This window comes from Flavobacterium fragile (genome assembly GCF_023634865.1).
GTDB lineage: Bacteria > Bacteroidota > Bacteroidia > Flavobacteriales > Flavobacteriaceae > Flavobacterium > Flavobacterium fragile.
The window spans coordinates 157,997-180,889 of record NZ_JAMLJN010000006.1 but is presented as its reverse complement, the minus strand read 5'-3'; the positions used below and the strand labels follow the sequence as shown (position 1 = coordinate 180,889).

Below are 22,893 nucleotides of genomic sequence, written 5' to 3'. Positions count from 1 at the left end.
AAAAAAGAAAGCCGTCTTGCCTTGTGGAGGGTTTCAAAAAAGCAAGTTTTTTTTGAATTTTTTTTTCTTGTTTGATCGTTTCGTTTTGAAGGAATTACTCGAAAAAAAAATTCAAATAACCGGAACGGCTTGAACTTGCTTTTTTGAATACCCGGAACAAACCTTTGGCTTCTTTTTTATCCTTTTTTTTGTAAAAATGTTTACCCCAAATGTTCTTATGAAATGGGGTTTTAGGGGTGTTCAATCGGGACTGGTAAACAAGGGTGTTTTTTTATTTGCTTTCGTGGTGTATCGGTTGTGGATGCAAATAAAAATACACTCTTGTGATAGTTTGATTTTTGAGGATGCTTTGAAAGTGTTCAGTATTCAGTTTTTAGTGTTCAGTGGAGTGCCTGAACTGAAAATGGGAAGCATCTTCAAAAAACAATGCAAATTACGTTAGCGGTAGCGTTCCTATTTTTTTTCGGGTGGGTGCGGCTGGGAGCGGATATTTATTCGCTTATTTATTATTTTGCCTAGGGAGCTCATGAATAGCCGCTGAGCGTTGGGAAGGTGTGGCAACTGGAATGAATGGCGTCTTTTGCGCGTTGGGATGTTGGGGAGTGCGGCTATTTTACATAATAACCCTTATAACTTTCAGGGGGACTGCGTGGGGTGTTGGGAATGAATTATAAGGTTTATTATGTAATAATAGCTTGGGAGTGGTTTTTGTGTGTTTTTAGCGTTTGTTTTTTGGATTGGGTGTAAGTGGATAAAAAAAGGCGGACTGTGCGCGAGGGCCCTTCGATACTTCGACAAGCTCAGCACAGGCATGCTCAGGATGACGGTTAACGGATTTGTGCTTTTTAGTTGAAAACAGGGAGCCTTTTTTTATTGACTTACTGTGGGGAAAACAAGTGCTAAAAACACACAAAATACCACTTGTGCGGTGGGGAGCCCTTCGGCATAGCTCAGGATAAACTATGGACTGGGTGGGCGCAAATAACTTAGCGAAACGTTCCTATTAAAAAAAGACAACAAGAAAGCCAATTGCTTACTAACTAGCCCCAATGGGAGTGATACCATGTTTAACGGACAGTGGGCCCTTCGACACTTCGACAAGCTCAGCCCAGGCATGCTCAGGATGACGTAATGGAAACCAAGAATGCCCGAGCCTTTCGCTTCTATTCTAAAATTACTATAATAGAATAAGTGCCTATTAAACCTGTTGAGTTATTGATTAATTATTTAAAAATGAAGAATACATCCATACTAATTTTTCTTGGGCTCTTATGTAATCACTCATTAGTGCGCTAGTACCTTCGTCACCTGTTTCGGATGATAATTCTAATAATTCTCTTTGTAAAGTAATTGTAATTTTGAAAGAATTAACAATTTCTTCTACCGCTTTAATACCATCTGATACCTGATTACTTTCTTGTAATGTAGAGGTTAATTTATAGTCTGAATACTTATGACTTGGCGTGTGACCAAGTGTTAAAATGCGCTCCGCCACTTCATCCATTTTTAAAAGTAAGTCATTATATAATTCTTCAAATTTCAAGTGCAATTCAAAGAATTTATGCCCTTTTACATTCCAATGATACCCTCTAGTGTTTTGGTAGAAAATGGAATAGTTAGCCAATAAAATATTTAATTTTTTTGCTAATTCCTCTGATTTTGATTTGTCAAGACCTATGTTGTTTAAATTTTCCATTGTATTATTCTTTTATAGTATTTATTATTCTTAAGTTACCGTATGTGTTTTAATACATTATTTTTAATAAGGGTTTACAGGATTCTTATTAAAAAAATAAGTATGCCAATCGTTACTCTTTCAAATATAATAAAACGTTATCTTATTTTAAAGATCAGATATAAAAACTTTTGTATTAGCTTGGTCTTTGAATTCAGATTTTATGAATCAACCCTTCTGTTTTAAAAGTGTTTATTGTTTATATTTCATGTCAACATCCGCTGTTAATGTTTTTAGAAAAGCTATCATTTCGTCAACTTCTTGATTTGATAATTCTTTATTATTTTGAAGCTTGCTCATAATTTTAATAGCTTCTGCTAAACTTTTTACTGAACCATCGTGAAAATAAGGTCCTGTTTTTTCGATATTTCTTAAACTAGGCGCTTTGAAAACATATTTATCCGCTTCATTTTTAGTAATTTCGTACAAACCGTTGTCAATATTTTTACTTTTAGTGTGTTCCCAGTAATTTCCATACAATCCAAATTTCTGCATCATTTGACCACCAACCGCTACTCCACTATGACATGCTACACAGCCATTATTTATAAAAGAAGCTAAACCTGCTTTTTCTTTTTCAGTAAGTACTTTATCATCACCATTTAACCATTTATCAAATCTACTTTCAGGAATTAATCTTCTTTCAAAAGCTCCTATGGCATTTGTTAGGTTTTTGTAGCTAATGGGTTCTTGTTCATTTGGAAAAACTTTTTTAAACCACATTTGATATTCAGGTATGCCTCTTAAACGATCTTCTAAAAATTTTTCTGATGGGATGTTATGTTCTACAGGATTTAAAATAGGCATTCCTGCTTGTTCTTCCACATCTTTGGCTCTTCCATCCCAAAATTGATTGGCATGTAATGAGGCGTATATTACTGTTGGTGAATTTCTATTACCAAATTTATGTTCGTCACCCGGAGAAGTTGGTAAATTGTCTACACCATACGTATTTAAATTGTGGCAAGAATTACAACTGATGTTACCTTCTTTAGATAATCTCTTATCGAAATACAACATTTTACCTAAAATTACTTTGTCACTCATTGAATTTGATAAATCAATGGAAGTAATATTTACAGGATTATTTAATTCTTGATAATTTTCAGGTAAATCTTCATAAGGAAGTGACGTAATTGATTTGAATAAATTACTTGCTTCTTCCATTAAAGGAGTTATTGATTTAGCTTCTGTATTTTCAGATTGATTACAGCCATATAAAATACTTAGTGTAACTGCTATTATAATTTTTTTCATGGTACTTCTATTTATTTACAAATTTCATTGTAAATTAAAATTATCACAATGATTTTTATCATTTTACAAAAAATGAGAGGCACAATGTGCCTCTTATTTTACTTTTTCAATACTGTATTCAATACTAAATCTTTATCTAATTTTTTAGTACAGAAGAACCAGTCTTTACAATCTAAGTTTTCGACATCATCCATTCTTTCTTTAGCAATACCACAAGAACCTGCTGTAGGTACAATCACGTCATCACCTGGTCTCCAATCTGCTGGACAAGCTACCTCAAAAGCATCAGCAGTTTGTAAAGCAATTAAAGCTCTGTAAATTTCGTCGAAGTTTCTACCAATACTTAGTGGATAATATAAAATTGTTCTGATAGTTCCTTTAGGGTCAACAAAGAATACTGCTCTTACTGCTTTTGTATTGCTTTCGCCTTCCATGATCATTCCATATTTTTTTGAAACTTCCATGGTGATATCTTCAATCAATGGGAATTTCACCTCTACATCTTTCATTCCTTTGTATTCGATTTTTTCTTTGATGGTTCTTAACCATGCAATGTGGCTGTATAAACCATCTACTGATAATCCTAACAATTCACAATTTGCTTCTTGAAATTGTTTCTCCATACTAGCGAATGTCATAAACTCTGATGTACACACCGGTGTAAAATCGGCTGGATGACTAAAAAATATTACCCATTTTCCTTCATAATCTTTTGGGAAGTTGATAGTTCCTTGAGTTGTAATTGCTGTAAACTCTGGTGCTTGCTCGCCAATTCTTGGCATAAATACTTGATTTTCCATTTTTTTCTATTTTAAAATGTGATTACTAATTTTTGATGGTACAAATTTCAGTTGAAAAAAAAGTGTAAAAAGTAACATAGGTTTCTTTGAATAATAAAATATTATTGTATATTAATGTTATGATAGTTTTTACCTATTCTTTTATTTGTTTTATTGATGTGTAACAATCGTTACAACCTACTATTTTTAAATAGGTTATTTTTGTATAAAATCATAAATCATGAAAAATTTCTTAGCTTTATTTTCATTCATTGCACTTATAGGTTGTCAAAATGATAAAAAAGAATTTCAACCTGTACCTGACAAGGAAACTACTAGTGTTGAAATGAAAGAACACGAGGGAAAAAAACTAATGGAAACCCATTGTTATTTGTGTCATAGTCCGATAGCTGGAGAAAATGAAGGAAGAATTGCACCTCCAATGATAGCTATTAAAGCTCGATACATCGACAAAGAAGGTTATAATAAAGAAGAGTTTATTGCTGCCATGACTTCTTTTGTTAAAAATCCAACTGAAGATAAAGCCTTGATGTATGGTGCTGTTAAAAAACATGGTTTAATGCCAAGACAAGTATTTCCTGAAGGAAGTGTTGAAAAAATAGCTGATTTTATGTTTGATTATCAAATCGAAGCACCTTCTTGGTTTAAGGAACATTGGGAAGGTCATGGCAATGAAAATTGGACTCAATCTGGAAAACCTTATAAAGTGGCTGAGAAGGAAAAAACCTATGCCGATATAGGGTTAGAATATGCGCTTGGAACAAAAAAAGTGTTGGGTAAAAATTTGATGGAATCGATTCAGAAGAAAGGAACTTTAGAAGCTTTAGCATTTTGTAATCATCAAGCAATTCCACTAACAGACAGTATGTCAACCAAATTTAACGCTTCTATAAAACGCGTTTCTGATAAAAATAGAAATCCAAATAATAAAGCGAATGCTGAAGAATTACAATACATTGCTCAATTTAAGAAAGAGTTAGCTGCCAAAAAAGAAATTAAACCTGTTGTAATAGAAAAAGAAAACAAAGTTCAGTTTTATTATCCAATAGAAACCAATACCATGTGTTTGCAGTGTCATGGAAAACAAATTAAACCAGAAGTTTCAAAACAAATTATGAAATTATATCCAAAGGATTTAGCTATTGGTTATAATGAAAGCGAAGTACGTGGTATTTGGAGTATTACTTTTGATAAAAAATAGTATGGAAAATACAATAAAAATAAAAGAAGTTTGTCCAACAAGTACGCAAGAATTAATTCAAAGAGGTTATTTGCTTTTGGATATTAGAGAAGTTTCTGAAGTGGAACAATTGGCTTTTGATGTGCCAAGAATTATACATATTCCAATGAGTTGTTTAGAAGAAAGAATTCATGAACTTCCAAAAGATGAAAAAGTAATTGTAGTTTGCACAACTGGTGAGCGAAGTAGAAGAGTAGTTAGTTTTTTACAATATCACGGTTATACGAATTACATAAATATGAAAAAAGGTTTAGAAAAATGGGTGCAAAAAGGATTTCCTACTAAAGGAGATATTTCTCATATTCCATCACATGCTTGTTGTGGTGATTCTCACTGTCATTAAAATGAATAAAAAAACGTATATTGTTACAGGAATTGGTGTAGTAGTTGGACTAATTGCAGGATATTTATATTACCAGCAAATTGGTTGTGCTTCTGGTACATGTGCTATTACTTCAAAACCATTGAACAGTACTTTATATGGTGGTTTAATGGGCGGATTATTATTTAATTTATTTGTGTCTAAACCAAAAAAATAACTTTTAATTTTAGCTACAGCACATATTTTAGTTTTATTATTTTCAATTGATTTTTTTTACTTGTTAATCCAATATACTAATTTTAAATTGTAAATTAGTAAAAAATATTATATTTATGTCAGAGAAAATAAACGAGGCACATCCATTTAGTTTAGAATATTATTTAATAGATGGCGAATTAAAACACTGGGAAGGTTCTTTTTCTGATGTTTTTTCATCTATATCAACAACTGAAAAATATGCGCCAACCTATTTAGGTAAAGTACCAGATTTATCAAAAACTCAAGCTATTGAAGCTGTTGAAGCGGCAGATAAAGCCTATAATAATGGTCATGGTGAATGGCCTACTATGAAAGTTTCAGATCGTATTAAATGTGTAGAAAATTTTGTGACTGCGATGAAAACCACCCGTGAAGAAGTGGTTAAAACTTTAATGTGGGAAATAGGTAAATCTTTACCAGACAGTGAAAAAGAATTCGATAGAACCGTAGAATATATCTACGAAACTATAAAAAGCTACAAAGAATTAAACGCAAGAAATGCTCATTTTTCAAACGTGCAAGGCATAAATGCAATGATTCGTAGAAGTCCGCTGGGAGTTGTTTTATGTTTAGGACCTTACAATTATCCGCTTAACGAAACATTTACTTTGTTAATTCCAGCATTAATTATGGGTAATACTGTAATTTTTAAGCCAGCAAAACACGGCGTTTTATTACACGCACCTTTACTAAAAGCTTTTCAGCAGTGTTTTCCAAAAGGCGTAATCAATATTCTTTTTGGTAGAGGGCGCGAATTAGCTTCACCTATCATGGAAACTGGTTTAGTCGCTGTTTTGTCGTTAATTGGCAATAGTAAATCAGCTGTAGCCTTACAGGATTTGCACCCAAATAAAAATAGATTACGACTAATATTAGGTTTAGAGGCAAAAAATCCAGCAATTATTCTGCCAGACGCCAATATTGATTTAGCTGTTTCTGAATGTATTTCTGGAAGTTTATCATTCAACGGTCAGCGATGTACAGCTCTAAAAGTTTTGTATGTACATGAAGATATTGAGGCCGAATTTAATCAAAAATTTGCTGAAAAAGTAGATGCCTTAAAATTTGGTAATCCATGGGAAAAAGATGTTTTTCTTACACCGCTTCCCGAAAAAGAAAAACCAGCTTACATTCAATCGCTAATAGATGATGCGCTAAAATACGGAGCTCAAGTTATTAATAAAAAGGGTGGAGAAACTACTGAGAACTTTATTTTTCCAGCTGTTTTATTCCCAGTAACTAAGGATATGCGTGTATATCACGAGGAGCAATTTGGGCCTGTTGTACCAATAGTTACTTTTAAGGATATTTCTGAACCTATAAACGATATGGCAGCTTCTAATTACGGACAACAAGTGAGTCTTTTTGGTAAAGATATCACTACAATAGCACCCTCAATTGACGCATTAATAAATTTGGTTTGTAGAGTAAATTTAAACAGTTCTTGTCAACGTGGACCAGATGTTTTTCCGTTTACTGGAAGAAAAGATTCTGCTGTGGGAACTTTAAGTATTCATGATGCTTTGCGTTCTTTTTCTATTCGAACTTTTGTTGCGTCTAAAGACAATGAATATAATAATGAAATTTTACAACAATTGTTAGATAGTAAAAAATGTAATTTTATAAATACAGATTATATTCTTTAATTTTTAAATTAGCCATCTAATTATGGAAAAATTTTGGGATGAACGTTATGCCGAAACCGATTTTGCCTATGGTAAAAATCCTAATGAATTTTTGGTTGAGAATATAACTAATTTTCCTAAAGGAAAAATTTTATTTGCAGCCGAAGGCGAAGGACGAAATTCTGTTTTTGCAGCTTCTCAAGGCTTTGAAGTATATGCTTTTGATTTTAGTAAATCAGGTCAAGAAAAAGCAATGACATTAGCACAAGAAAAAAATACTACAATTTATTACACTGTTTCAGATGTTTTACAATTGTCTTATGAAACCAACAGTTTTGATACACTAGTTTTGATTTTTGCACATTTTCCTGCTGCTATTCGTAAAATGGCACATCAAAAATTACTCACTTATGTTAAAACGGGTGGAAAAGTAGTGTTTGAAGCTTTTGCGAAAGAGCAACTTAACTATTTTTCTGGTGGACCTAAAGATCTTTCGATGTTGTTTTCTGAAGCTGAAGTAAAAAATGAATTTATAGGTATTGATTTTGATTTTTTAAAAACCGAAATTATTGATTTAAACGAAGGACCACATCATCAAGGCAAAGGAATTGTTGTTCGGTTTATTGGTACAAAAAAATGAAGAAATCTTTAAAAGATTATATTTTTGTGAGCATACAATTCTTACTTTTTGGATTGTATGCTTTTGAATTTTTAGCGAAATTAGAATTACCATTATTAGTGCAATATTTTGGATTGGTAGTTGCATTTATTGGCTGTCTTATTTCAATAGTTTCTGTTGTGCAACTCAATACTAATTTAACAGTTTTTCCAACTCCAAAATCTGCTTCTTTTCTAATTACGAGTGGTCTTTACAGTTTTAGTCGTCATCCAATTTATTCAGGATTAATTTTATTTACCTTTGGCTACTCTGTTTATCAATCTTCTATTTACAAATTTATTATCAGTTTGGTATTGCTTATTTTATTTTATTTCAAAACACAATACGAAGAAAGCCAACTCCAAACAAAATTTCATGATTATTTAGAATATAAACAAAAAGTTGGTCGTTTTTTTTCTAAAATAAAGTAAACTTAATATTCCCTTAAGGTATTTGAATTTAAACAGTTAAGTGATATTTATCACTTTTTTTAGGATGTTAAGTAATTAACTTTATCAAGTATTAATTAGTAAATATCAATAGTATGAAAAAAGTATTATTTGCTACTGTTTTAACATTTGTAATGTTCAGTAGCTGTTCAAATGACAACGACAACCAAAATTCAACACCATTGACACAAGCAGAAATTGATGATTTGAAATTTTTAAGAGAAGAAGAAAAATTAGCTCGTGATGTGTATTTGTTTTCTTTTAATAAATATCAAGTAAGTATTTTTGATAATATTTCGCAAAGCGAACAAAAACATATGAATAGTATTCTTAATTTAATGAATAAATATGGAATTCCAGATTCTGCATCATCAGAAATAGGTGTTTTTAACAATCCCGATTTGCAATTATTGTATAATAGTCTTACAGCTCAATCAAATATTTCTTTAGTTGAAGCATTAAAAGTTGGCGCAACAATTGAAGATTTAGATATTAATGATATCGATGAATTTATTGGAAACACAACAAAATCTGATTTATTGAATGTTTATGATAATTTAACTTGTGGTTCAAAAAATCATATTCGTTCCTACACAAGTCAACTTTCTTCTAATAATGTTACTTATGAACCACAATTTATTTCAATTGAATATTACACTGCAATTTTAAGTGATTCAAATGGTGGTTGTGGGAATAATCAATAATTAAATTGTTTACAAAATAAAATAACCTCAAGCATAGAAACTTGAGGTTATAAACTTATCACATAGCAAACAAAATCTATAATTTATTTTCAAAAGGAATATTTAATCCGACAACTATATTTCTTCCTAAGTTGTTTATATTTAATGGTTTTAGTGCTGACAAATGATCAATGTAAGTTTCATTAAACAAATTATTTACAGCTAAATACCAGTTAATTTTTTGATTGTTTATTACAATTTCTGAACCCATGTTTAATCCAACTAAATTATATGTTTGAGCGTAGGTTTCTAATTGTCCTAAATTATTCTGATGCTGAAAATTAGTATAATTAATACTAAAATTTGGGCGGTATAAAATTCCTAACTTTTCTTTTTCAAACTTAAGTTCGGCAACCCATCTATTTTGCGGAATTTGAGTCAAAAAACCACCATTTTTTAATTCGCCCTTTGTCCATGTGTAGTTAGAGTGTATTCCAAGCCAATTTAACGGATGATAATCTAAACTAAATTCCATTCCATATAAATTTGCATCATTTTGTACATATTGCCAAATTTTTCCACCACCAATAGGTGCGTTTTCCGTAGTTTGCACAATGTAAATATAATTATTGACATTATTGTAAAATGGAGTAAAATCAAAAACTATATTCTTTAAATGATAGTGATAATTAAAATCAAATTGATAATTACGTTGCGCATCTAAATTCAAATCACCTCTTTCAAAACGATTTTGGTGAATACCATTTTGCGATAATTCCGAAATATTAGGAGTTCTAAATCCTGAAGCAATATTTATCTTAAATAAATGATTTTTAATTTTATAAGTTGTTCCAATTGAGCCACTAAAACTGTTGTAATTGTTGTTTACCTTATATTTGTTTAATCCTGAGCTCTGAAAAGGTGAAGATTCCATCGTTCGATTATCGTAGCGAATTCCTGTGTAAAGATTCAGGTTTTTTGAAATTAAAAAATCGTTAACTGCAAAAATTCCAAAATCATTTATTTTTGCATCAGGCATTGGGTTGCTATTTTTATAAAAGTCATTGGCATTATTATCAATATTTGCGCCATTAAAACCTAAAATTAATTTATACTTATCTTTAGTAATTGTGTACTTTGTGTTGTAAGAAAAGGTTTTTAAATCCATTTCAGAAAACAGCATTTCAGGATTCAAATTGGTAAGATCACTTATTCCTTGGCGGATATTTTTTTGGAATCCAAAATCCACATCTAAAATATTGCCTTTTATGTATAGTTTATTTTTTAATGTGAACGATTGATTTTCAAGTTTTTGAAACCAATCTCTAGGAATTCTGTGATTATTGTTTACAAACGAAATAGATTTTTGATTGGTTAAACCATATTTTGGCAAGGCATAATCATATGTGAAAATAAAATTTCCAAAAGAGTTTCTGTAGCCCAAATTTGTACCTACATTTATTTCGCTAAAGCGTGAATTTATAATTTGATTTTCATTTCCATCTTTGTAGTCTTTATGTGTTTTATTTGTTATATGAATACCACCAAACCATTTTTTGCCACTTGCTTTAAGGTTTAAATTATTTACATAACCTTCAGTATTGGAATGATATTGCGAATTCAAATTAGCTGCAATAGTTTTTTCTGTTGCAGGGTTTTCTGGAATTACATTTATTACGCCTCCAACTGCATCAGAACCATAAATTAAAGAAAAAGGGCCTTTAATTACTTCAATTTTTCTTGCCGAAAATTCGTCAGAGATAAACGGGTGATTTGAAGAAAACTGAAAGTTCTCTGCTTTTATCCCATTGTTTAAAAAAACAATATTTGTGTTGGTTAAACCTCTTATAACAGGTTTGGTTGCTGCAATTCCGCTACTTGAAAAACTAACACCAGTAATTGTTGATAAATTTTCTGCTAGTGAAATTTTACCAGATTTGAATAAATCTTCGTTTTTTACTGTTTCAATTGCAAAAGGAATTTTTTCTTTATTTGCGTTCAAATTTCCTGTTAAAATGATTTCTTCCAATTCTAAAATTTTTTCTGTCAATTCGATATTTAAAAATGCTTCTACCTCAATAGTTAAAACTTTTGATTCATAATTTAAACTGTAAATTTCTATAAGTTGTTTGTTTTTTTGAGATGTATTTAAACTAAAATTACCTTCGCTATTTGTAGTAACCGTTTTATTTAGATTTGGAAAATATATGGTTACGTTTTCTATCGGATTTTTTGTTTTTTCGTCAATTATTTTACCTACAAAGTTATTTTGAGCTATTATGAAACTTGAAAAGAAAATAAGACAAAGCAAATAAATTTGTTTCATTATGATTTATTTTAAATAATTTTGACAAAGATAAAATAAATAACCGTTATTGCAACTAAATTGCATTTAGAAATGATAAAAAGAAATACAAAATCAAAACAAGCTGTTATTGATTTCTTAAAAAAACATGATTATGGTTTAAAGCCAGATGATTTAATTAAAGAATTAGCTCACTTTGATAAAGTAACTATTTATAGAATTTTACAAAGTTTTCTTAATGATGGAATAATCCATAAAGCTATTTCAGACGACGGAATTTCTTATTATTTTATATGTAAAACGTGTAAAGAAGTTCATTTTCATAATCATTATCATTTTAAATGTTCTGTATGCGAAAAGGTTGAGTGCATCAATGATGAAATAGAAATTAAATTACCAAAGAATTATAAATTAGAAAATATAAATTTTTGGATCACTGGAATTTGCAATAATTGTAATAAACTAAAATCCTCAAGTAGTTAAACTTGAGGATTTTAAATAATAAATTAGTTTTAATTATATTAAAAAACAATTTTAATTTTAGAACAAGCACTATGAGCAAAGTCTTTACTTGCTCCATCTACTACTTTTCCAGTTTCTACTTTTTTTGCAGCTACAGTTATGTAATATTCTGTTCCAGTTGTTAAATCGGTTGTAGGTCTTAACCATCCTGTTCCACCATCTAAACTAATTGTATATGTTGTTAAACTAGCATCTAATTTTGCCATTTTGAAAAGAGGTTTTGTACCTTCAATATCCAATTCTGTAAGTTTAATACAAATTAAATCAGTGTTTGGAACGGCAGTCCAATCTAATTTTATTTTTTCTGGTTCTGTTGCAGTTGCCGGAATTCTAGTTACTACTATTGGCATTGCTAAACTGGTTTCTACATCTGTTAATTCATCAGTAACGGTTTTTTCATAACCATCAGCAAATTTTAATTTAAACGTGTAAGTTCCCATTGTAGGTTTAGTAGTTGTTGCAACTCCCTTTCCTGTTAAACTTCCTGGTCCAGCCCAAAACTCGTTAATTGCAAATTCGGTTCCATTTGGATCAGTAACAATACAACCTGTAGCATTAACTGTATTTCCTCCTGCCATAAAAATTGGAATATATTTGATAGTTCCCATCATATCCATTTTTTTCAGAATTACATCGCCATAAGCGTCTTCATGGGTTTCTACAGGTAATACTGAATTATCATCATCACATGAAGTGAATGTTAAAAATGTTGTTGCTAATAAAGCTATTGTTAAAAATTTTATTCTATTTTTCATTTTATTTGTATTAAGTGTTAAAAATTATACTTAGCAAAAAAGCTAAAGTTTCTGCCAGGTTCATGGATTCTATATCCATTATTTAGGTCTGCGTTTTTGAATGAAAAATTCAAATGTGAATAATATCCTTCATCAAAAATATTTAAAATTGCTCCTCCTAATGTTACGTTTTTCAGAGGTTTGTAACCTATTCTAAAATCAAAAACTTCATAACCTGGTGTTGCTGTTTCTGCAAAACTTGGAGCAAAATCATTTTGATCTGCTACAATTTCAGTACGTAAACTCAACCAATATTTTGGTTTTTCAAACTTTAATTCGTTTCGAATTGCCATTGGAAATACCTGAGCTAATGGTTCTTTTAATGATAAATTTCGAGCTTTGGTATAAGAAATATTGGTATTAAAACTTAAATTTTCTATTATTTTCCAATCTACAAAAGCTTCAAAACCATATTGATACGCGTTTACATTTAAAAATTGTTTTGGAGCCATTGGTGCCGCTCCACCACAAGAGGTTCCGCCTGTTAGCGAGGGTCTTAAAACGCCCGTGATATAATTATCCATGTAGGAAAAGAAAGCACTTGTTCCAATAGTAAATTGCTTCATTTTTTTTGAAATAGACCATTCAGTTTGGTAATTAACTTCTGGTTTTAAATCAGGATTTCCTATGTATTGACGTGAATCTGAACCAATTTCAAAACGATAAATGTAACGTTCCAACATTGATGCCGTTCTAACACCTCTACCAAATGAAAGTTGAGAATTCCAACCTTTTTTATTGAATTTTAAGCCTGCATGACCTGCAAAAGTAACATCTGTTTTGTCAGAAACAGTTCCATAAATGGCTAAAAAACCAGGGTCAGGACTTTCAATTTTTGCGGTTACATAATCTATTCTTGCGCCAGCTGTTATTGCTAAATTTGAATTGATTAAGTAATTAATTTCGGTAAAAGCTCCAAAATCTGTAGTAGTAGCGTCTTGCCAAACTTCTGCAATAGTGGTTGTTGGAATAGCAAAAGGTTCGCCTGTATTAGGATTAATATTTGCTGTAACCGATTTTTTCCCTTCTCTGTAAATATTATCTAAGTCGAGACCATAAAACAAATTCAATTTTTCGTTTGGTTGGTGTTCGATTTCAAATCTTCCGCCAAAGGAATTTGAAGTTACCGGTGTTCGTGCATCAATAGCTGGATAATTTGGTCTTGGATCATCTAAATCAAAACCATTGGTCATTAAATGATCTACAAATGTGTAATAGGATTTGAACGAAATATTCTTGATGTTTTCAGAAACAGATTTCCATTTATAATCCAATCCTAAGCTGTAACTATCATCAAAAGGAGAATCCATAGGCAAACCTGTATGAATAATTTGGTCGCCAAACTTTTGTCTCCAATCCAACCTAATCGTTTGATTGTCTGTAAAGTTGTAGCCAGCTTTTGCCGAATAACTTTTGGTTATAAACCCAGATGGTGTTTCAACTCCATTTCCGTCTTTGTAATCACCATATTCTCTATATTCGCCATTTACTGTAAGGTTGAATTTATTTTTTACATATTGTAATTCAGCTCTCGAAGCACTGTTGTTTCCATTTGTTTCAAATCCGCTTTGTATTTCGCCAAATAATCCATTATTTGTATGAATTTCAGGTGTTGTCACAATGTTTACAATTCCTCCAAAAGTTTGTCCATAACGTGTTGTAAAAGGGCCTTTAATGACTTCAATTTTATGAACTTCTTCTGGAATTATATGTGCTGTGATTGGATCCATTCTATTCGGGCAAGCGTGCACGTATTTTCCACCAGCATCATATTTGATGTTCATTTGTTCATATTTGAAAGCTCGTAACGATGGTTCAGAAGCAATTGCACTTCTTTTTTGGATGCTAAAACCTGGAATATCTTTAAATAAATCAGTTGCAGTTCTGGGTTGACTATTTTTTTTAGCTTCATCAATTGCTATAACTGAATGAGAAATCTTTTTTAATGGATTTTCAATTAAAATTATTTCGTCTAAATAGGTTGTTTTTAAAGAATCTTTTATAACTTCTGTATCATTATTTTCTTGAGAATATACCATAGCAGAAGACCATAGCAATCCTATAATGACTATTTTTTTCATTTTATTTTACTGTTTAAATTAATTTGTAATTAAGCTATAAACAGTGTGTTTTGTGGAGGATGAAAAGACGAATTTGTAAATAAGTCGCAATACAAATTCGTGTATTTAGAATTAATAATTTTATTTAGAAAACAAAAATCCGAAGGAAATTGATACCAAGTAATTGTTTCAAAAAATAAAATTTCGGTTTGATAATTAGTATTTTGTTTTTGTTCGGAATTAACAGGTTTGTTGGTTTCTGAAGTTTTTGCTAATTCGTTTTTTAAATGACATTTACCATTACATTTTAGCGCTGGTTTATCTATATTTTTACAATATTTTTCTGTAAATGCTTTGTTGTTTGTAGTGTATTCATAAACCAAATAAGAAAATTTCAATGATTGAGAAAACATTGATACAAGTAGTATTGTAGTAATAAGATATTTGGTAGATGTTTTCAAATGTATTTGAATATAAACTCCATTATAACAACAAAATTAAATTATGCATTTTACATAGTTTGTAATATTTGTTACAACGAACTGCAAAAATACTAATAAATTTACATTAAATTAAAATACATATGAAAAAAATATTTTTTACAAATTGGCACTTAATGAGATGGATTAGATTATTTTTCTCAGTTGGAATTGCTTATCATGCTATTACCACAAATCAATATTTTTTCTTGCTTTTTGCCTCATTTTTTTTAATACAAGCACTTTTTGATACCGGTTGTGGTGCACAAGGTTGTCAAATTCCTAAAACAAAATAAATATGGAAACAACTATTCAAAAAAGCATCAATACAAATGAAGCTGTTTTAATAAATTTTAAAACAAACGAGTGTAATCCATGTCAAATGATGACGCCAACATTACAACAAGTTAAAAACGCAATAGGGAATAGAGTTTTAGTTTACAATTTAGATGTTAATGAAGCGCCAAATCTTGCTGAACAATATCAAATTACAACATTACCAATGTTGGTTTTGTTTTTTGAAGGGCAAATAGTTTGGCAAACAAAAGCCGTTTTATCAAAAGAAGAAATAATAAAAAATGTTCTAGAACATTCGCATTGATTTTTTTTTCGTAATTTCGTATCATGAAAATTATTACTTACATACTTTTTGTTTACCTAATGGCACTTACTACTTTGCCATCGGCTAGAGCTATGAAAATGTTTGTGAGTCAAGAATGTCAAAATACTTGTCATAATGCTGATGAATCAAATTCGGGTTGCGAAAAAGGTAAAGTAATTATGAATTTGAACTTTAGTCCAACGCAATTTGTTGCTGAAATTTCACTCAAAGAAATCATTTTAATTCCTGATTTTTATACCGAAAAGGAAAAATCAAACTATGAAATGATTTTCATTCCAAAATACCAACATTCTATTTGGCATCCACCGAAATTTTTCATTTAAGAAATTTAAAAAGTTTATTTATAGTTCTTATTTTATAGGAGCTTAATTTATAATTTTATACAATGAAAAAATATTTCATCGTGTTATTATTGACTTTTTTGCAGTCATCAATAGCACAAACTACATTTGATTATGATGTAGTTTTAACTCCGGTTGCTGTTTCTGGCTTACCAGGGCTACATTCGTATGCTTTTGCTCAACACAACGGAAAATGGCTTATAATTGGTGGAAGAAAAGATGGTGTTCATGCACGTCAGCCTAATAATGCTTTTCCAGGAGCACAGAATAACACAGATATGTATGTGGTAGATATTGCTACCCAACAATCGTGGTCGGTTTCCGTAAATTCGCTTCCAACAGGAATTAAAGAACAATTGCAATCTACAAACATGAACTTTTATCAAGACGGAGATGCTTTGTTTATTATTGGAGGTTATGCTTATTCGACAACCGCTGCCGATCATAAAACGTTTGATAATTTAACTTCGGTTGATGTGCCTAATTTGATAAACGCTATCATTGCAGGAACGCCAATAACTACTTATTTCAAACAAATTTCGAATGCAAATTTCGCTATTACTGGTGGTCAATTAGCAAAAATTGGTTCTACATTTTATTTGGTTGGCGGACATCGTTTTGATGGGAGATATAACCCAATGAATAACCCAACGTTTACCCAAACGTATTCGAATGCTATCCGAAAATTCACGATTGATAATTCCGGAACAACTTTAAGTTTTGCCAATTATGAAGTAATTTCAGATGCGGTTCATTTGCACCGTCGCGATTATAATTTATTGCCTCAAGTGTTTCCTGATGGTGAGTTAGGTTATACCATTTCATCTGGTGTATTTCAAATTGCGGTTGATTTGCCGTTTTTATATCCAGTTGACATCAAAGCATCAGGTTATTATCCGCAGACACAATTCAATCAATATTTGAGCAATTACCACAGCGGAAAAGCATGTTTGTATGATGCTACTTTAAACCAAATGCACAATTTGTTTTTTGGAGGAATGAGTCAGTATTTCTATCAAGCAGGAAATTTAATTCAAGATAATACGGTTCCTTTTGTGAAAACAATTAGTAGAACTACTCGAACAGCTACAGGAGATTTATATGAATACCAATTACCAGTGGAAATGCCAAATTTAAAAGGCGCTGGAGCCGAATTTATCCCAAATGAAAATTTACCACATTATTCAAATGAAGTGATACAATTGTCGAATATTACAGCTAATGAATTTGTAATTGGACATTTATTTGGCGGAATTCAAAGTGCTTCGCCATCTGCATTTACTGACAATCAAACCGGATTGACTTCTGCTGATCCAACAATTTATGAAGTAAAATTGGTAAAAAACACACCATTAAACGTACAACAAATTGATGGTAAAAACCCTTTTTCGGTTGTAGTTTCGCCAAATCCTACAACTTCAGACACCATTCGAGTAGAATTTACGATGCCTTATGAAACTTCGGTGAATTACATGATTTCTACATTAGATGGAAAAGTAGTTGAAGAAGGTGATATTGAAGGAATTCGTGCTGGGAAAAGCGGCATGAATTTTGATATTTCTTCAGCAAATACTGAATTTGTAATTATTACTTTTGTATTCGATGATAAGTTTTATGTGTCTGAAAAAGTAATAAAAAAAATTTAACTGTTAAAATAATAAAAAATTAAGAGTACTATTTACAAAATTATATATATTTGTCATAGTGCAATGCACACAAAAAAGAATAAATAACAATTAAAAAATAAAAACAATGAAAAAATTAGTTTCTATCCTAGCTGTTGCAGCTTTTATGTTTTCAATGAATGTTAATGCGCAAGAGCCTAAACAAAAAGCTAAAAAAGAGAAAGCAAAAACTGAAAAATCTTGCTCAACAGAAGATAAAAAATCTTGCGGTTCTGAGTCTAAATCAGGTGGATGTTGTTCATCTAAAAAAGCCGCTACTAAAAAAGCTGAATAATTTTATTCAAAATAAATTCAAAACGCCTCGATTTTTCGGGGCTTTTTTTTTGATGAAAATAAACAGATGTTAATTTTTTGTTTGTGTAACAAGCGTTACTTTTAAAGTCTCTAACATCTTATAGTTTTGTGTTTCATAAAAAAATATTGTTATGGATGTCGAAATATTAGCTCGAATTCAGTTTGCTTTCACTATTGCATTTCATTATATCTATCCGCCATTGAGTATTGGTATTGGATTGATTATGGTAATTTTTGAAGGATTATATTTAAAAACTGGCAAAAAGGAATACGAAGTTTTAACTCGTTTTTGGTTGAAAATCTTCGCTATTACATTTGGAATTGGTGTGGCAACAGGAATTATCATGGAGTTTGAATTTGGAACCAATTGGGCAGTTTATTCGCGCTATGTTGGTGACATTTTCGGAAGTGCATTAGCAGCAGAAGGATTGTTTGCTTTCGGATTAGAAAGTACTTTTTTAGGTATCTTAATTTTTGGATGGAATAGAGTTTCACCAAGAGTACACTTTATTTCAACAATTGGAGTATTCTTAGGCTCCATGTTTTCAGCTGTCTGGATTGTGGTAGCAAATAGTTGGCAACAAACACCCGCTGGGTATCACATAGTGGGTGAAGGTCTAATGGCACGAGCAGAAGTAACTGATTTTTGGGCAATGGTTTTTAATCCATCAAGTGTAGACCGTATTATTCATGTATGGCAAGGGGCATTTTTAGCAGGTGCTTTTATGGTGTTAAGTGTACATGCTTATTATATTAGAAAAGGAAAATTTGTTGCATTATCTAAAGTGGCGTTTAAAATAGCTTTAGTTGTTGCTACAGTAGTTTCCTTTACACAATTGATTTCGGGTCATAGTTCCGCAGATGGTGTTGCTGTAAATCAACCTGCAAAATTAGCTGCAATGGAAGGGCATTATGAAAAATCGGCACCAGCAGATTTGTATCTTTTAGGTTGGGTTGATAATGAAAAACAAGAAGTTACTGGTTTAGGTGTTCCTGGTGGATTATCATTTTTGGTTCATCAAGATTTTAAAGCGCCAGTTACTGGTTTAAATGCATTTCCGAAAGAAGACCAACCTAGTCAGGTAAATGCAGTATTTCAATTTTATCACATCATGATTTCTATTGGAATGTTCTTGATTGCTCTTACTTTTTACGCCTGCTTTTTATGGTGGAAAGGAAAACTATTTGAAAGCAAGTGGCTAATGTGGATTTTCTCATTCTCTGTTTTATTACCTCAAATTGCCAATCAAGCAGGATGGTTTGCTGCAGAAATGGGACGTCAACCTTGGATTGTTTATGGTCATTTGAGAACCAGTGAAGGCTTTTCGCAAGAAGTATCAGCGAATCAAATTTTGTTTTCTTTGATATTGTTTTTGGTTATTTATACCATTTTATTCTTATTGTTTTTGTACTCCTTGAATAAGAAAATCAAGCACGGTCCTTACGAAAACGAATCTCACAATCAATTAGAAACTATTTAAACATCAAGATATGGAAACATTTTTAGGCATCGATTATCCAACACTTTGGTATTTAGTAGTAGGATTATTATTTTCAGGTTATGCTATTTTAGAAGGATTTGATTACGGAGCAGGAGCATGGCATTTGTTTTTTAGAAAAGATGAAAGCCGTCGAATTGCCATTAATGCTATTGGACCACTTTGGGATGCCAATCAAGTTTGGTTAATTATTGGTGGAGGAGCTTTATTTGCGGGTTTTCCTGTAATGTATGCAACAATGCTTTCGGCTATGTATATTCCGTTTATGTTGTTCTTAATGTTATTGGTTTTACGTTCATCGGCTATAAAATTTAGAAGTGCAGAAACCATGTTGTGGTGGCGAAAAACTTGGGATATTATTTATTTTGCATCCAACACATTAATTGCTTTTTTGTTAGGAGTTGTTTTAGGAAATGTATTACAAGGATTTGAATTAGGAGAAAATTACAGCTACAAAGGTGGTGTTTTCTTTTCATTTCTTAGTCCATATGCTATTATGGTTGGCTTAACAACACTTTCTATTTTTATGACACAAGGCGCTATTTTCCTATTATTAAAAACAGAAGGAAGATTGCATGCTCGATTAACATTTTTGTTAAAAAAAGGAATGATTTTCTTTATTGTTAGTTTTTCAATAACATCATTATATACTTTGGTTTTTATGCCAGAAGTTACAGATAATTTTAGAAATAATCCACTGTTTTTTGTTATTCCTATTTTTTCATTTTTGGCTGTTGCCAATGTGCCTCGATTGGTTTCTAAAAAGAAGTATTTTCAAGCCTTAATATTTTCTTCTCTTACCATGGCATTTTTATTAATGTTAGTTGCCTTTCAATTATATCCTACTTTATTAATTTCAAGTATTGACCCAAAATACAGTATCACCATTTACAATGCAGCATCCTCACAAAAATCGTTAGGAATTATGTTAACCATTGTTTTAATAGGTGCTCCTCTATTAGCTGCTTACTTTTTATTTCTCTATAAAACATTTAACGGAAAAGTTAAGCTGGACGATACGAGTTATTAATTTTTTTTTGAAAACGCCTCGATTGAATCGGGGCGTTTTTATGTAACAAATGTTGCTGTAGCACAAATACATAACAATTAATTTTGATTTATCAAATTGAAAAAAATATGTCAAAAATAGTTGTTTTAGGAGCGGGCATTGCAGGGCATACAGCAGCAGCTCATTTAAGAAGAAAACTTTCTAAAGACCACGAAGTATTAGTGGTTTCACCTAATAGAAATTACCAATGGGTGCCATCCAATATTTGGGTAGGAATTGGAAGAATGAAATCAAAGGAAGTGATATTTCCTTTAGAACCCTTATATAAAAGAAAAGGTATTGGTTACAAACAAGCGAAAGCTATATCCTTTCATCCAGAAGGAGATATTACAGAATCTAAACCTTATATTTTAGTTGAAGGTGTTTTTGGAGATAAACTAGGTATACAAGAAAAAGTTACTTACGATTATTTAATCAATGCTACTGGTCCGAAACTTGCTTTTGATATGACCGAAGGATTACAGCCAGGAACTAATAAAGTATATTCTGTATGTACTTATGATCATGCGGAACATGCTTCAGAAGCATTACATAAATTAATTGACCAACTAAAAAAATCAGATAAAAAATCGAAAATTTTAATTGGAACCGGGCATGCAAAAGCGACTTGTCAAGGTGCGGCTTTTGAATACATTCTGAATGTAGAAAAGGAATTGCAGAAATTTGGAGTACGTGAAAAAGCTGAAATTATTTGGATATCCAATGAATATGAATTAGGTGATTTTGGAATGGATGGCGTGTTGATGGAATACAACGGTTTTAACATGAAATCGAAAGACATGGTAGAAATGATTTTTGAAGACCGTGGTATCAAATGGATTTTAGGAGCTGGAGTTACTAAAGTGGAAGATGGATTGGTACACTATGAAAATTTAGAGGGAGAATATAAAACTGAATCCTTTGATTTTGGTATGTTGATTCCTGCATTCTCAGGACATGGCTTTCAAGCTTATGATAAAGACGGACAAAATATAACTGAAAAATTATTCAGAGGTTTTATGGTGGTAGATGCCGATTACACTCCAAAACCTTATGAAGAATGGACAGTGCAAGACTGGCCTGAGACCTATCAAAACCCAAGTTATAAAAACATATTTGCTCCTGGAATTGCATTTGCTCCTCCTCACTCTATTTCAAAACCACGTAAAAGTAAAAATGGAACCGAAATTTTCCCATCGCCACCAAGAACTGGTATGCCTTCTGGAATTACAGCCAAATTAGTTGCGGATAATATCATTGATTCCATAAAAGCAGGAAAAGAATCGTTACATCATAAAGGTTCTTTAGGCAACATGGGAGCGGCTTGTATAGCTTCTGCAGGTTATGGAATGACACAAGGTAGTGGTGTAAGTATTACCACGTATCCAATTGTTCCTGATTATAAAAAATATCCGAATACTGGAGGAAGAGACATCAAAAAAACCTTTGGCGATATTGGTTTAGCTGGTCACTGGGTGAAACTAGCTTTACATTACGCTTTTATTTATAAGGCTAAGATGAAACCTTTTTGGTGGTTAATTCCAGAATAAAGTGAAAAGTGAAAAGTTTTACTTTACAAGCAAGATAAATGATAAGCTTTTAATCTAACAGTAAAAAAATATGACACAAAGAATATCTAATTCTCAGAAGAGAAAAATGCAAAATCTTTTAATTCAGTTATTCAAGTTCTTTTATTTAAATATTAGAATTTTGAAAATTGTTGCTGGAGGACATGGAGGAACGCGATAATAATTTTCTTCCTATTACAACAAATTGGTATATCCTAATTTTATTTTAGTACCAATCTAATTTCCATAATCTTAAAGTTTTAGTTAATTTGTTAAAAGAGATTTTATCTTACTGATAAGGTCTCTTTTTTTGCATTTATACTTTCTATTTTTTCCATAAAAAAATCCCCAAATAGTATTTAACTTTATTGTGCAGTCTAACTGATTTATGAATTCTGTTTTATAGTTTTATTTTATGAAATAAAAATGTGAAGTTTGTGCTAGAGCTATTCTATGATAAGCTTATCACAGGCTCACTCAGGATGACGTAATGGAAACCAAGAATATCCGATTCCCTTCAAAAAATCTGTATATGAGTACTAAAACAGAAGACCCTTTGGTTGCAACTAGATTTATTTCTTATTTGAAGGTAAACTTATCTATATTCTTTTAGGACTAAAATCATTTATGAACGCGAAAGGATTAGCTT

General features: G+C 31.2%; 24 protein-coding genes. 17 read left to right on the top strand and 7 right to left on the bottom strand.

What is annotated here, in order from left to right; translation table 11 throughout:
* Window positions 1–1,219 precede the first annotated feature (1,219 nt).
* The 3 genes from NAT47_RS08925 to NAT47_RS08915 form a co-directional block, all read right to left on the bottom strand.
* A complete protein-coding gene (locus NAT47_RS08925; protein ID WP_250582051.1) occupies window positions 1,220–1,696 on the bottom strand; it encodes a Dps family protein in 477 nt (158 codons plus the stop codon).
* A gap of 231 nt (window positions 1,697–1,927) precedes the next feature.
* The gene (locus tag NAT47_RS08920) at window positions 1,928–2,992 is read right to left on the bottom strand and encodes a cytochrome-c peroxidase (RefSeq protein WP_250582050.1); all 1,065 of its coding nucleotides are present in this window, start codon (window positions 2,990–2,992) and stop codon (window positions 1,928–1,930) included.
* A gap of 98 nt (window positions 2,993–3,090) precedes the next feature.
* Complete coding sequence (locus NAT47_RS08915) at window positions 3,091–3,792, bottom strand: peroxiredoxin (protein WP_250582049.1); 702 nt, start codon at window positions 3,790–3,792, stop codon at window positions 3,091–3,093.
* A gap of 220 nt (window positions 3,793–4,012) precedes the next feature.
* On the opposite strand from NAT47_RS08915, the gene NAT47_RS08910 reads away from it, so the two are divergent.
* The 7 genes from NAT47_RS08910 to NAT47_RS08880 all read left to right on the top strand — a co-directional run bounded on the left by NAT47_RS08910 (window position 4,013) and on the right by NAT47_RS08880 (window position 9,048).
* Complete coding sequence (locus NAT47_RS08910) at window positions 4,013–4,993, top strand: c-type heme family protein (RefSeq protein WP_250582048.1); 981 nt, start codon at window positions 4,013–4,015, stop codon at window positions 4,991–4,993.
* Window position 4,994: 1 nt separating this feature from the next.
* A complete protein-coding gene (locus tag NAT47_RS08905; protein WP_250582047.1) occupies window positions 4,995–5,375 on the top strand; it encodes a rhodanese-like domain-containing protein in 381 nt (126 codons plus the stop codon).
* Window position 5,376: 1 nt separating this feature from the next.
* On the top strand, window positions 5,377–5,571 hold the full coding sequence (locus NAT47_RS08900) for a DUF6132 family protein (protein ID WP_250582046.1): 195 nt from the start codon (window positions 5,377–5,379) through the stop codon (window positions 5,569–5,571).
* A gap of 115 nt (window positions 5,572–5,686) precedes the next feature.
* On the top strand, window positions 5,687–7,258 hold the full coding sequence (locus NAT47_RS08895) for an NADP-dependent glyceraldehyde-3-phosphate dehydrogenase (protein ID WP_250582045.1): 1,572 nt from the start codon (window positions 5,687–5,689) through the stop codon (window positions 7,256–7,258).
* Window positions 7,259–7,280: 22 nt separating this feature from the next.
* Window positions 7,281–7,877: a class I SAM-dependent methyltransferase gene (locus NAT47_RS08890; protein ID WP_250582044.1), complete on the top strand. Its 597-nt coding sequence runs from the start codon at window positions 7,281–7,283 to the stop codon at window positions 7,875–7,877.
* On the top strand, window positions 7,874–8,326 hold the full coding sequence (locus NAT47_RS08885; RefSeq protein WP_250582043.1) for a methyltransferase family protein: 453 nt from the start codon (window positions 7,874–7,876) through the stop codon (window positions 8,324–8,326). Before NAT47_RS08890 ends, NAT47_RS08885 begins: the two co-directional genes overlap by 4 nt.
* Before the next feature lie 113 nt (window positions 8,327–8,439).
* Window positions 8,440–9,048 carry a DUF2202 domain-containing protein gene (locus NAT47_RS08880; protein ID WP_250582042.1) on the top strand — a complete coding sequence of 203 codons (609 nt, stop codon included), beginning with the start codon at window positions 8,440–8,442 and terminating at the stop codon, window positions 9,046–9,048.
* Between the two features lie 76 nt (window positions 9,049–9,124).
* Here NAT47_RS08880 and NAT47_RS08875 read toward each other — a convergent pair whose 3' ends face one another.
* Window positions 9,125–11,353: a TonB-dependent receptor gene (locus NAT47_RS08875; protein ID WP_250582041.1), complete on the bottom strand. Its 2,229-nt coding sequence runs from the start codon at window positions 11,351–11,353 to the stop codon at window positions 9,125–9,127.
* 72 nt (window positions 11,354–11,425) lie between these two features.
* Between NAT47_RS08875 and NAT47_RS08870 the strand changes: the two genes are divergently transcribed.
* Window positions 11,426–11,815, top strand: a complete 390-nt coding sequence (locus NAT47_RS08870; RefSeq protein ID WP_250582040.1) for a Fur family transcriptional regulator — start codon at window positions 11,426–11,428, stop codon at window positions 11,813–11,815.
* 38 nt (window positions 11,816–11,853) lie between these two features.
* Here NAT47_RS08870 and NAT47_RS08865 read toward each other — a convergent pair whose 3' ends face one another.
* Genes NAT47_RS08865 through NAT47_RS08855 form a run of 3 tightly spaced genes read right to left on the bottom strand, consistent with a single transcriptional unit; the run spans window position 11,854 to window position 15,121 of the window.
* A complete protein-coding gene (locus NAT47_RS08865) occupies window positions 11,854–12,609 on the bottom strand; it encodes a hypothetical protein (protein WP_250582039.1) in 756 nt (251 codons plus the stop codon).
* 17 nt (window positions 12,610–12,626) lie between these two features.
* Window positions 12,627–14,729: a TonB-dependent receptor gene (locus NAT47_RS08860; protein ID WP_250582038.1), complete on the bottom strand. Its 2,103-nt coding sequence runs from the start codon at window positions 14,727–14,729 to the stop codon at window positions 12,627–12,629.
* Window positions 14,730–14,758: 29 nt separating this feature from the next.
* On the bottom strand, window positions 14,759–15,121 hold the full coding sequence (locus NAT47_RS08855; RefSeq protein ID WP_250582037.1) for a hypothetical protein: 363 nt from the start codon (window positions 15,119–15,121) through the stop codon (window positions 14,759–14,761).
* A 170-nt stretch (window positions 15,122–15,291) separates the two neighbouring features.
* Between NAT47_RS08855 and NAT47_RS08850 the strand changes: the two genes are divergently transcribed.
* The 9 genes from NAT47_RS08850 (at window position 15,292) to NAT47_RS12530 (ending at window position 22,425) form a co-directional block, all read left to right on the top strand.
* Window positions 15,292–15,483, top strand: coding sequence for a hypothetical protein (locus tag NAT47_RS08850; protein ID WP_250582036.1), 192 nt, complete (start codon window positions 15,292–15,294; stop codon window positions 15,481–15,483).
* Window positions 15,484–15,485: 2 nt separating this feature from the next.
* On the top strand, window positions 15,486–15,788 hold the full coding sequence (locus NAT47_RS08845) for a thioredoxin family protein (RefSeq protein ID WP_250582035.1): 303 nt from the start codon (window positions 15,486–15,488) through the stop codon (window positions 15,786–15,788).
* 23 nt (window positions 15,789–15,811) lie between these two features.
* Window positions 15,812–16,132 carry a hypothetical protein gene (locus tag NAT47_RS08840; RefSeq protein WP_250582034.1) on the top strand — a complete coding sequence of 107 codons (321 nt, stop codon included), beginning with the start codon at window positions 15,812–15,814 and terminating at the stop codon, window positions 16,130–16,132.
* 62 nt (window positions 16,133–16,194) lie between these two features.
* Window positions 16,195–17,796: a hypothetical protein gene (locus NAT47_RS08835; RefSeq protein WP_250582033.1), complete on the top strand. Its 1,602-nt coding sequence runs from the start codon at window positions 16,195–16,197 to the stop codon at window positions 17,794–17,796.
* Between the two features lie 106 nt (window positions 17,797–17,902).
* Entirely contained in the window at window positions 17,903–18,109 is a 207-nt protein-coding gene (locus NAT47_RS08830; RefSeq protein WP_250582032.1) for a hypothetical protein, read from the top strand.
* 151 nt (window positions 18,110–18,260) lie between these two features.
* Window positions 18,261–19,610, top strand: coding sequence for a cytochrome ubiquinol oxidase subunit I (locus NAT47_RS08825; RefSeq protein WP_250582031.1), 1,350 nt, complete (start codon window positions 18,261–18,263; stop codon window positions 19,608–19,610).
* 10 nt (window positions 19,611–19,620) lie between these two features.
* A complete protein-coding gene (gene cydB / locus NAT47_RS08820) occupies window positions 19,621–20,658 on the top strand; it encodes a cytochrome d ubiquinol oxidase subunit II (RefSeq protein WP_250582030.1) in 1,038 nt (345 codons plus the stop codon).
* Between the two features lie 107 nt (window positions 20,659–20,765).
* The gene (locus tag NAT47_RS08815; protein WP_250582029.1) at window positions 20,766–22,226 is read left to right on the top strand and encodes an NAD(P)/FAD-dependent oxidoreductase; all 1,461 of its coding nucleotides are present in this window, start codon (window positions 20,766–20,768) and stop codon (window positions 22,224–22,226) included.
* A 70-nt stretch (window positions 22,227–22,296) separates the two neighbouring features.
* Window positions 22,297–22,425, top strand: coding sequence for a hypothetical protein (locus NAT47_RS12530; RefSeq protein ID WP_262918743.1), 129 nt, complete (start codon window positions 22,297–22,299; stop codon window positions 22,423–22,425).
* Window positions 22,426–22,893: the final 468 nt, after the last annotated feature.